The 11,380-nt window shown below is 71.5% G+C and carries 9 protein-coding genes; 2 read left to right on the forward strand and 7 right to left on the reverse strand.

The features are described 5' to 3' along the window. Positions 1-101 precede the first annotated feature (101 nt). The gene (locus ABTZ59_RS11220) at positions 102-2,429 is read right to left on the reverse strand and encodes an esterase-like activity of phytase family protein (RefSeq protein ID WP_351394221.1); all 2,328 of its coding nucleotides are present in this window, start codon (positions 2,427-2,429) and stop codon (positions 102-104) included. Between the two features lie 295 nt (positions 2,430-2,724). Between ABTZ59_RS11220 and ABTZ59_RS11225 the strand changes: the two genes are divergently transcribed. Together ABTZ59_RS11225 and ABTZ59_RS11230 are read left to right on the forward strand one after the other, a co-directional pair. Next, entirely contained in the window at positions 2,725-3,702 is a 978-nt protein-coding gene (locus ABTZ59_RS11225; RefSeq protein WP_503002590.1) for an SCO2400 family protein, read from the forward strand. Positions 3,703-3,906: 204 nt separating this feature from the next. Then, a complete protein-coding gene (locus tag ABTZ59_RS11230; RefSeq protein ID WP_351394227.1) occupies positions 3,907-5,151 on the forward strand; it encodes a serine hydrolase domain-containing protein in 1,245 nt (414 codons plus the stop codon). A 49-nt stretch (positions 5,152-5,200) separates the two neighbouring features. Here the strand turns inward: ABTZ59_RS11230 and ABTZ59_RS11235 are convergent, their stop codons facing one another. From ABTZ59_RS11235 to ABTZ59_RS11260, 6 genes are all read right to left on the reverse strand, one after another. Continuing rightward, a complete protein-coding gene (locus ABTZ59_RS11235) occupies positions 5,201-5,950 on the reverse strand; it encodes an oxygenase MpaB family protein (RefSeq protein WP_351394230.1) in 750 nt (249 codons plus the stop codon). Continuing rightward, a complete protein-coding gene (locus ABTZ59_RS11240) occupies positions 5,947-7,209 on the reverse strand; it encodes an MAB_1171c family putative transporter (RefSeq protein WP_351394233.1) in 1,263 nt (420 codons plus the stop codon). The genes ABTZ59_RS11235 and ABTZ59_RS11240 overlap by 4 nt, the downstream gene beginning before the upstream one ends. After that, entirely contained in the window at positions 7,202-7,708 is a 507-nt protein-coding gene (locus ABTZ59_RS11245) for a hypothetical protein (protein WP_249953237.1), read from the reverse strand. The genes ABTZ59_RS11240 and ABTZ59_RS11245 overlap by 8 nt, the downstream gene beginning before the upstream one ends. Positions 7,709-7,761: 53 nt before the next feature. Continuing rightward, positions 7,762-8,274 carry a helix-turn-helix domain-containing protein gene (locus ABTZ59_RS11250; protein WP_351394237.1) on the reverse strand — a complete coding sequence of 171 codons (513 nt, stop codon included), beginning with the start codon at positions 8,272-8,274 and terminating at the stop codon, positions 7,762-7,764. Between the two features lie 454 nt (positions 8,275-8,728). Then, complete coding sequence (locus ABTZ59_RS11255) at positions 8,729-10,453, reverse strand: COG1361 family protein (RefSeq protein ID WP_351394240.1); 1,725 nt, start codon at positions 10,451-10,453, stop codon at positions 8,729-8,731. Positions 10,454-10,575: 122 nt separating this feature from the next. Further along, a complete protein-coding gene (locus ABTZ59_RS11260; RefSeq protein ID WP_351394243.1) occupies positions 10,576-11,340 on the reverse strand; it encodes a DUF5825 family protein in 765 nt (254 codons plus the stop codon). Positions 11,341-11,380 lie beyond the last annotated feature (40 nt).

Here is an 11,380-nt window from a genome sequence, read left to right on the forward strand (position 1 = left end):
GTTGTGCGAGACGCGGGGAGACGGAGGTGCGAGACGGATGTGCGAGACGGATCGGCGAGACAGCGCCGAGGAGCGCCGCCGTGGGATCAGTCGCGGTGGGATCAGTCGCGCCCGAAGATCTTCCTGCTGGAGCCGAGGTGCAGGAAGACGGTCTCCCCCGTGGAGTTGTCGAGACCGTCGTTGTCGGTCACGGCGTACACCTCACCGTCACCGGCCACGGCCAGCCCCTCAAGCTTCTCCTGGGTCCAGCCGTTCGTCGCGCGCAGGTCGGGCAGCACGTCATGGGCGAGCTTCTTCGGCAGCACCGGCAGCTGACCCGAAGGAGCCGCGGACTTGGGCAGGTCGACCGTGTAGACCCGCTTGATCCTGGCGGACGGGCCGTTCAGCTTGTCCCGCTCGATGACCGCGAGCTTGTCGCCGACCACGGTGATCTCGGAGAGGCCGATCCAGTCACCCGGGGTCGTGGTGGTGCCGATCCGGTAGCCGTACCAGCTCCAGGTGCCTGCCGCGACGTCGTACCGGCCGAGCCGGACGACCCCTGCCGGGTCGGTCTTGACCTCACGCTGGAGCGTGGCCCAGACCACCTCGCGGCCGTTGCGGTCGGTGGTGGCGGTGACTCCCTCGAAGCCCTGGCTTCCGAGCCCCGCCGCGAGGTCCGCCGGCAGGGGCACGACCTGCTGGGTCTGTCCGGCGCTGTTGAGCCGTACCAGCTGGTTGCCCGCGCCGGTCTTGCCTTCCACGGCGAGCCAGAAGCCGCCCTGCGGCCGGGCGTAGATGCCCTCCGCGTCGTAACCGACCGGCCGTCCGTCGGCGTCCTTGACGGTCAACGACCTGGTGATGACCGCCGGTTGCCGCGCCGCGTCAATGGTCAGGATCTTGGTGGTGGAGAACGCGGCGTCGGTGACGCTGTAGAGCTGGTGCGACTTCCCGGGTACGGCGGAGAGCGCGCCGAGCACGCCCCAGCCGATCGGCGCGCCGGTGGAGTCCGACGACGAGACGATGCTCGGGAACGCGGGGGTGCCCTTGCCCAGCCGGAAGAGACTCACCGAGGAGCGCACGTTGACGGAGGCGTCGTCCTCCTCGCTGGAGACCGCGAGCAGATCGCGCGACGGGATCGGCAGCAGCCCCTCGGGGCCGTTGGTCGTGGCCAGCACCTGGCGGAAGACCGGGGCGGTCGGCCGGCTCAGGTCGTAGACGGCGACGAAGTTGCTCCGCTCCGAGCCGACGAAGGCGTAGCGCACACCGTCGAACTCGGCGATCGCCAGGCCCTCCGGCTCGGTGCCCTTCTTCTCGGACCTGTCCTCGTTGTGCAGCCCGTAGCGCACGGCGAGCGACTCGAAGCTGTTGCCCGCGTCCCAGACAACCTTGCCGGTCCGGCTGTCGAAGATGGACCAGCCGCGGGTGCCGCCGCGCCAGTCGCCCTCGTTGGCGGTCGCAAGGTAGCGGTCGTCGATCCAGCCGACCGAGTCGGGCTCGCGCGGTACGTCGGTGATCGAGCCGGTCAGGTCGATCGTGCCGTCCTTGACGGTGTCGATGCCCTCGACCGACGCCGTACCGGCGCTGAACGCCTTGGTGATCCTGCCCGTCGGCAGATCCAGCGTGACGATGCCGTTGTTCTCCTGAAGCGTCACCACGAGCTGGTTGTGACGGTTGATGGAGACGTACTCCGGCTCCGGGTCGGTCGGCTCGGTGATCCCGGCGGCGACCAGGGCGGGCAGCGCCTTGCCGTTCGACTGGGTCAGCGGCACGGCCCGGGTACGCCACTGCTTCGGCGAGTCACCCTTGAGGTCGACGATCTGCACGAACCCGGCCGGAAGCTGGGGCAGGTCGCCCTCCTCACCGCCGGGCGGGGTCGCCTCCTCGTCGCGCTCGTTCTCGATCGCGATGGCGGCGTACCGCTTGTCCTTGCTGATCGCGATGGAGTCGGGCTGGCCGCCGAGGTCATGGCTCGCGACCCGTCGGCGGTCGCGCAGCGAGATGACGTCGAGGCGGCCGGACGGATGGATGTAGTCGGCGCTGGTGTTCACCACCACCAGGACGTACTGGCCGACCACCGCCACCGAGGTCGGCTCGTCCTCGACATTGCCGAGTTCGGCCAGCGACAGCGTGCCGAGCCCGCGCGGCTTGTCGGGGTTGCTGAGGTCGAGGAAGCCGATCCGCCGCGCCAACGCGTCGGTGTAGACCAGGGTCCGGCCGTCCTCGCTGACCGCCGAGATCTCGGCGACGGTCGGGGAGGCCGGGTCCTCGCCGGCGGGCCGGTTCTGGAAGACCGGGTAGGTCGCGGTCCGGTCGAAGGCGACCGGCCCCCGCGACTGCTGGTGGGAATCCCGCTGCGACTCCTGGTGTGCGCTCGCCGCGCCCGTCCCGACCAGCATGCCGGCGGCGACAGCTACGGCTGCGAGCGCGGCGTAGGTTCTCTTAGGGGGCATCATTTCTCCGTTGCACGAGAGTGATCGGGCAGGATCGTCCCACCTGAGGGCGAGCACGGAACGGCGTTCGGATGAACAGCCCATAACGGCCCCGCCGGAGCGGCTGTCCGCGCTCCTCGCGTCGCGTATCGCCGCCGATCGCGCACTGTCGGCAAACAATCTTCGCGAGAGCGGCACAGGGACTTCGCACAGCCTCCCGCAGGTGCCGTTACGTTGTTGCACGCTCGATCAAGAGTGCGAACTTGAACAGGCCTCCGGATTTCCTGGTGGCGCAGTCAGCACAGAGAGATCGCGGATGGACTACTGCTCCTCGTGCCGTCGGACCCTCAACGGGGCTCTGGTGTGCCCCGGGTGTGGCGCGTACGCACCGGACATCGCGCCTCCCGACCACCGGCAGGGCGCCGCGGCACCCATGACCGTGACGGCGGCGGAGACGTGGCGGACACGGGAGTCGCCGGCTTCGGCGGACTACTACGGCGCTCCTCACCCCGATGCCGAGATCACCGCCGCCGATGCTTTCGGCGCCTCGCTCGCTCCCGGTGCCTCCGGGGCTTCCTGGGCCTCCGGGGCTTCGGGTTCATCCGGGGCTCCCGGGGACCCGATGGCGGACGCGCCGGACTCCGGGGCGTCCTACGGCTCGGAGCACGCCATCCCCACGACACAGGGCCGCGCCGAGCGGCGCCGCCAGCTGGCGCGCTGGAAGAAGCAGCGGCGCCGGGCCATGGTCGCGTCGACCGTCGCGCTCGTCGGGGGCGGTCTGACCCTCGCCGTGCTGCCGTCCCGGCCTTCGACCGGACAGGACACTCAGGCGTCCGTGACACCGGAACCGAAGGCCACGGCCACGATCGGGACGGACGCCACCGAGACCGACTCGTCGTCCGTACGGCCACGCACCCGCGATCCGCGGGAATCCGGCGGCGGCGCCGACTCGTCCGCGATCACCAGCCCACCGCGTAAGTCCACCACCGTGGTGGCCAGGACCGCCAAGAAGGACCCGGGGCCGACCGCCGTCGCCGCCCGTCCCACAGCGACGACGAGCACGCAGCCGCCGCGCAGCACCGCGCCCGTGACGGCCGACGAACCGCCCGCCGCCGCTCCCCCGGCCTCACAGGCGGCCACGCCTCCGCCCTCTGCCCCTGCCCCGCCCCCGCCCGCCGAAGACTCCGCCGACGACTCCGCCGCGGACACACCGCCCCCGAGCCCCGCGCCGACGACGACGCCTCCTGACCGGCTCTGTCTGCTTGTCCTGTGCATCGGTGGACGGGCCACGTGAGGTGACCGGCGGTGCTCACCGCCCCGTACGCACGGCCTGGGGGTGACACCCCCTGGGGGGTGGTCCTCGCTCCACCCCCCTTCCGGGAGCAGGCCACATTCCCGCGGCATGCCCGACACGGACAAGCTGAGGACATGCCGGTGCGCACGCGTCCGGCCCGTCCGGCCAGTGCGGTCGGTCGGTCAGTCCTGGAGGAGCTCCCGCATGCCCGACAACACCCTTGCCCCGGCTTCCGCTTCCGCCCGCCGCGGTGGCCCCCGGCGGAGTGCCCCCCGACGCAGGGCGGCCACCCTGATCGCCCTCACGCTGGTCGCCGGGCTGGGTCTGCCCGCCGCGTACAGTGGGGCCTACGCCGACGAGAGCACGAGGGCCGGCGGGACGGTCGCGCGGAAGGACACGGAGAAGGACACCCGCGAGAGTGTGCGGAACATGGTCGACGGGCTCGTGGCCGACGGCAAGCGGCCCGCCGCGCTCATCAGTACGCGGGAGCGGGACGGCCGTACGCGCACATACGCCGCCGGCGTCGGCGACCTGGCGACCGGCGCTCCGGTCCCGGCCGACGGGCAGGTGCGTATCGGCAGTAACACCAAGACCTTCACCGCGGTCGTGGTGCTGCAACTCGTCGGCGAGGGAAAGATCGACCTCGACGCGCCGATCGAGACCTATCTCCCGAACCTCCTGCGCGGCGAGGGCGTCGACGGCCGTCGGATCACCGTACGGCAGCTGCTCCAGCACACCAGCGGGCTGCCCGAGTACACCCAGGCCGTGGCCGAGAACTTCGCGGAGTTCCAGTACCGCTACGCCGAACCGCGGGAGCTGCTCGACCTCGCCCTCGAAGGCAGGGCCTCGTTCCCCCCAGGCACCAAGTGGGAGTACAGCAACACGAATTACATCGTCGCGGGGCTCCTCGTCCAGAAGATCACCGGCCGTCCGCTCGCCGAGCAGATCAACAAGCGGGTCGTCGACCGGATCGGGCTCCGGCACACCTACTTCCCGCCGGCCGGTGACATGACGATCCGCGAGAAGCACCCCAAGGGCTACTACGCCGACAAGCCGGGCGCCCCACTGCGCGACGTCTCGGAGCAGGACCCCTCCTGGGGCTGGGCGGCCGGGGCCATGATCTCCACCAACAGCGATGTCAACCGCTTCTTCACGGCCCTGCTCGACGGCCGCCTGCTCAAGCCGGCCCAGCTCAAGGAGATGCGCACCACCGTCCCGGCCGAAGGCGACCCGGTCCCCGGCACCCGCTACGGACTCGGCCTGATGAGCAAGCCGCTGTCCTGCGGCGGCCTCTCCTGGGGCCACGGCGGCGACATCCCCGGCTACGAGACCCGCGGCGGGGTCACGGAGTCGGGCCGGTCCGTCAACGTCACCGTCACTGTCCTGCCCACGGACCTGACGGGGGCGATGGAGGTGGACAAGGCGGTGGACACGGCGCTGTGCCGCTGAGCCCCCTCAGGGGCGCCGTAGGCAGCCGCGGTCCCTCGGACTCACTCGCCTAGCCTCCGTCGCCACCCGCGCGCCGTCGTGCGCGGGCTCGGAGCGCGTAGGTGACCAGGGCGCGGATCGGGGCCGGTGGGCGGCGTACCGTCAGGGCCGTGCGTAGCGGCCGGTCCAGGAGCGACGCGGCGACCGCCGGGGCGAGTGGGGCCAGCGGGGCCGGGAGCCGGGCCGCCAGCAGGCCCTTGTTGGTGGCGGCCCAGAGCGCGCGGCCCGCCTCAGTGGGGGCGAAGTGACGGGTCTCGTAGTCGCGCATCCAGCGCTCCACGGCGGCCAGGTCGCCCGCCGTGTCGCCGCCGGGGACCGGGGACTCGGGCAGGCCGAGGGCGTGAGCGAGGGCCAGGTGGAAGGTGTACGCCGCGTCCCGCTCCGCTTCGGTGGCGGGCCTGGAGCCATGGGTGTCGATGAACCGCAGCGGGCAGACGGTGAAGCAGGCCAGTACGTAGTGCATCAGCTCGGGCGTGATGCCGGGCCGGTCATGGACGCGGCGCAGACCCTCGACGACCCGCCGGCCCTCCGCGCTGTCCAGGCCCTGTCCGATCAGCGTGAACATCGCCACGCCGGTCGCCTTGGCCCGGGCGCGCGGCTCGTTCGTCATCCGGCCGGTGGCGGCCAGTACGCGGGCGATGTCCGGGATGCCGAAGGTACGGACGAAGCCGAGGGTGAGTCCGATCCGGGACTCCTCCGGCATCGTCTCCAGGACGAGTCGCGCGTAGGCGCCGTACGCGTCGCGCGTTCCGGCGGTCATTCGGCGGCGGTGGCGACGGCGAGTGCCTCGCGGGTCAGCGGGGCGTACAGATAGCGGGCGACCCGTACCAAGTGCGCGCGCTCCTGGGCCGGTTCCGCGTCCAGGCCGGGCAGGGGGGCCTGGTCCTCGCGCGGGCGCGGCGGGGTTCCGGCGTTCAGCGCCTCGCCCGCGAAGCGCAGCGCGGCGGCGACGATCAGCGCCGCCCGGTCGGCCTCGTCGAGGCGGGCCCGCTCGGCGACGGCGGTGGCCGCGGTGATCACCGCCGGATCGACCCATGGCCGCAGCGTCAACTGCCCGTCGCGTATCTCCAGTCCACGCCGCGCGGTACGCCACTCAAGGTCCCGGAACGCCAGCCGCTCGGTCCAGGCCGACGGGGGTGCCTCCAGCGCCAGCCGCCGGTCCGCGCGGTACACCAGATCCCACAGCGGACGCAGGGCCTGGTAGTCGTGGCGCCGGCGCGTCCAGGCGGCGACGGCAGGTCCGGCGAACCCCGCGGTGATCAGTACGGCCCCGAGCGCGGCGAACGCGGGGCCCACGGCGGTGCTCAGCCACTCCACGCCGTCGACCTCCGCGAAGGCCGCACCGATCGCGATGAGCTTGCACACCACATAGCCGCAGGCCACCAGCCCGCCGACGGCGATCAGCCGGATGCCGCGGCGCAGCCATCCGTAGGGGAGCCCGGAGGCGTGCCCGGAGCACACCCGGCTGATGTCGATCAGCGCGAAGCCGAACAGCGCCTGGTAGATCACGAGGAACACCGCGATCCCCGGGACCGTCGCGAAGGTGGTGTCGAATGTGAGGGGCGTCTCCGGGCTGACCGCTCCCCCCGTGAAGAACAGGACGATCATCACCGGGACCAGCACGGCGAACACCGCGAGCCGCCGTCGCACCCAGCGCCAGGTGTCGGCCGTCGCCCCGTCCCACACCCGTGAGTTGGTGCGCTCCTTCGGCGGCGTCCACATCCGCGCCAGCACCACGGCGGCGGCGGAGAAGCCCGTAATGCCGAGATAGACGAGCAGGGTCGCCAGGTTCCCCCGGCCCGCGAGCCGGTCGATCAGCCGGTAGAGCACCGGGGACGCCACCACGAACGCGGTCGCCGGGGCCGCGATGGTCACGGCGACGACGAGCAGTCCGTGGGACGGATCCCGCCGCCACGCCCGGAACTTCAGTACGGCCACGACCCAGGCGATGGTGCCGATGCCGAGGTAGACCGCGTTGAACGGCGCCTCGGACATGCCGGACGCGCCGCCCTCAGACATGCTGTCCCTTGCGATGCTCCAGCGCGGGCGCCAGCTGGGACGTCGTCCCGGCACCGGGCGCCAGCACGAGAATGCGCGTCAACTCGGCCCCCAGGATCTCCGCTTCCTCTTCCGCCGCACCATCGTAGTGCGAGCGGCCGAGGACCAGCCGGATCATGTCGGCGTCGATCGTGGGCAGTTCCACATGGGCCGTGTCCTCGTCGGCCGCCGGGGCCTCGGCCAGATGCCCGCAGAGGAGGTGCGCGAGTTCATGGCAGATGATGTGGGCCTGGTGCAGATCCGAGGTCTCCTGCTCGAAGTAGATCACGTCGGATTCCGCGCGGCGTTCGACGAACCCCGACGGCTCGTCCACCCGCATCCGCCGGGGAACGAGCCGTACGGGACGCCCTGACCGGTCGGCGACCGCGGCACACAGTTCCTCGACGGTGCTCAGCCGCGGCAGATCCAGCTCTCTGACCATGGCCCGCATCCGGCGGCGGGTACGTCCAAGATCTCGCACGATCTCCCCATCAGCCAGCCGCCAGTGCCCCAATGGCGTCTGCTGGTATTCGGTCACGCGTCGGGGCGGCCGTCGGGGCGGCCGTCGGGCAGTCCGACCGCCTTCCGTAGTTGTTCCACGACAGTGAGGGCGGCGTCCTGCATTTCCGGCGGCAGACCGGCAGCCCTCATCGCGATACGTTCCACCCGGGCGTCCCGCAACGCCTCGATCTTCCGCAGGTCCCGCTCGACGGCCTGGGCGGTGGCGGAGTCGCTGAAGTAGTCCAGCGGGATGCCGAAGAACTTGGCGATCTTGACCGCGTTCTCCAGGCTGGGTTTCTGCGTGCCCTTGCGGAGGTTCCCGATATACGTGCCGCTCAGGCCGGTCCCCTCGGCGATCTCCGAGTCGCGCCAGGGGCGGCCCAGATCCTTCGGGTAGATCACCGAGATCACCCGCCGGAAGCGAGCGGCGAAGTCCAGCGGCTCCGATGGCTCGCCGCTGTCCCCACGGTCCCCACTGTTGCCGGCGTCGCCGGCGTCGCCAGATCGCAGAGCCGACGCTTCTGAGCGTGGAGAATCGGTGGCCATGTGCCGGATCATAGAACTCTTCGGCCATCGGCGGGGATCACACCGCCCTACCGATTTACACGATCGTTGCGAATAAGCGGGCCAAAAGACGCATCGCGTGCGGAATCACTGTCGTCCATCAGCCGTGTAATCAACAATAGTTGACTTCTGCTCGGCCCAGGTAGCAGGATCGACGACGCTGGCGCGTGCACGTCATGGGAGACCCCGAAGCGGGACCTGACACCGCGGGCGCTGGGCACCGCTGCCCCACGGGGGTGGGCAACAGTGCCCGGAGCCAGGTTGCCAGGGCCTGTCCTGAGGCCCTCATGGCGCGCTCGCCACGGCTGCGGCCGGGCGAGGGCGGCCATGAGGGCCTGGGGTGGCCGGACTGTGCGCGTCAGACCGCTGTACGGGCCGCGCAGGTCAGACCGCTGTACAGAGCGTGCGCGTCAGACCGCTGGACGGGTCGCGCAGGTCAGACCGCTGTACGGGCCGTGCGCCTGCGGGCCACGACCAACAGCGCGGCGCCTGCCGTGAGTACGCCCGCACTCGCCGGGGCGATCAGCGCCGTACCGCCGCTGCCGGTCCTGGCCAGGGCGCCGGTGCCACCGCCCGCGGTGCCCGCGGCACCTGTCGTGCCCGTGGTGGTGTTCGGCTGTGCGGTCGCGGTGACCGTGGCCTGGGGCTCGGGCTCGTTGCCGCCCGAACCTCCAGAACCGCCCGCCGAATCGCCGTCGCCCGCGGGGTCCGTCACCCGCACGGTGAAGAACGCCTTGTCGTTCGCCTTGTTGGTGTCGAACGTCAACTCCGCGCCCCACTCGGACATATGACGTACGACACCGCGGGTCGTCTCCGGCGCGTCCGCGCCGACCTTCAGCACGAACGGCAGCGTCGCGACCTTGCCCACCGGGAACGGGGAGCCGATCCAGCAGAGGTACGCGGGAGCCTCGGGATCGGGGTCGACCGTGCCGTCACCGTTCCAGATGCGGCAGCGCTCCGGCACCTTCACCGCCGTCGTGCCCTTGGGGATCTCGACCAGCAGCGAGATCTGGCCATCGGTGGTGATGAGGTCGACGGAGGCGGGGCCGTCGTTGCGGATCTTCGCCGCCAGGGTGACGGTGTCGCCGGGATCGGCGGTGACGGTGTCCCCGGTGACATCGAGATCGGCGGTGTTGACCGCGTTGACGATCCATCGCCACCGGTCCGTCAAGGACTCGCCGGGCGGAACGCTGCCGTCCGGAACGAGCGCGAGCACAGGCCCGGGGCCGTCGCCGCTCTTCGCGTGCGTCGGCACGGTGGCGCCGAGGGGGGTCACCCGGTAGTCCACGAACTCGAAGAGCGCCGTCTTCTTGACGTCGAACCCCACGGACGTGGACAGCCGGTACCGCTTGCCCGGCTCAACGGGCGTGCTGATACGGCACACCGCCTCGGGCAACTGCCGCCCGTTGCCCGACGGAAGGTCGGTGGTGCCGTAGACGCAGTTCGAGAACCGCTGGGCGAAGCCGAGTTCGTGCGAGGTGCCGAGCCGCAGTTCCACGCCCTGGGCCGTCAGCGACCCGGTGTTGGCGACGGTGATCGGGGCGTCGAGCGTGCTGCCGGGCCGGGCGGTCTCCGTGTCGGGGAGCCGGCTCACGACCAGCGCCACCGCGCCGACGGTGACCTTCACGGTGGTGTCGATGACGGTCGCGTTGGAGGACGTCGCGTAGACCCGGGCGGTGCCCGTCGTACCGAGCGCGGCGCCCGGCTTGGCCCTCATCTCGATGAGCCCGCCCGCGTAACCGTCCGGAGCGATGTCCCCGACCGGCCAGGCGCACTCGTCGTCCGGGCAGCCGGAGCCGAGGACATCGGTGAAGGCGGAGATGCCGGACACGTCGATCTTGACGACCACGTCCTTGGCGGTGCCGCCCTCGGGGTCGCCCGGGACGCCCCAACTGATCTGCGGCGGATCGCTCTCGGCGGGCTGCGGCAGACCGACCTCGTCGCGGACGACGTGCAACTTCAGGACGGGACGCTCCGCTTGGGCGACGGCCGCCGAGCGGCCCGCCTGGGCGGCGCTTCGCGGGCCGCTCGCATCGGCGGCGGGCGGCGACGAGCGGGATGGGTCCGCCTGGGCGGGGGAACCGACGAGCGCGGCGCCGAGGAGAACGATCGCGACGGCGGCCGGGGTGGCGGACCATCGGCGTCGGCTGGGTGGTGACATCGCACGAATACCTTTCCGTTCACCGGACGTTGGCTTCCAGATGTCCTGTGCGACAGATGGGATCCGCGAATGGTTGTGCGGAGGTGAGCGCTCCGTTCACCGGGGCGGAGCGCGGGGACGGCTCAGATCGTCATCGCCTCCTGTATCCAGCGGTTGACGCGGTACGGCAGCCACCACTCCACTTCGCCCACCGCGAGAACGAGACGTTCGGCGCGGAAATCGGCGAGCGCGTCCGCCGGCACGGAGGCCGCGGGGGCGCCGTACGCCAGGTGCTCGATCGCCTCCTGGTAGTGCGGCTCGTCGACGGTGAACCGGCGGAGATCCCCCCAGCGGCGGTCGCGGATCTGGACGAAGCCCGGCCCCTGCCGCCAGAGACACTTGCCGAGGTAGTGCCCATGGCGCCAGGTCCGCAGCGCGTCGTCGGCCGCCGCCGGGTCCACCCCCTCGATCCGCCGCGGCGGCTGGAGGTGGCTCAGGAGCCGGCTGATCTCCTCGGCGGCCGTCGGCCCCCGGTCCGGATCCGGGCGCAGGTCCCACTCGACCAGTACCGCACGGGCCGTCAGATCTCTGACGAGGCTGAGGGTGCGTACGGCACGGGCCGCCCCCTCCGGCGTTCCGGTGTCCGTGAGATCCGCGACGCCGGACAGCCGGACGCGGCGCGCGCCCAGTTCCCACAGCCGGTCGCACTCCTCGGGGACGTGGCCGGTCAGCGCGATGTCGCCGAGGAACATCCCCGGCAGCGCGCAGGCGACAGGGTCGTAGTCACGCCAGACGGTGGCGGACGGGGTGAGGGTGAGGGTGGATCCGGAACCGGACACGGAACCGGACCCGGAACCGGAGCGGGAGCTGGAACCGGACCCGGAGCTGGAGCTGGAACGGGAACTCATCGGACTGGCCTCCTGGTGCGCCCGAACGGACTGACGGATC

The organism is Streptomyces sp. NPDC094034 (assembly GCF_040303865.1).
Lineage (GTDB): Bacteria > Actinomycetota > Actinomycetes > Streptomycetales > Streptomycetaceae > Streptomyces.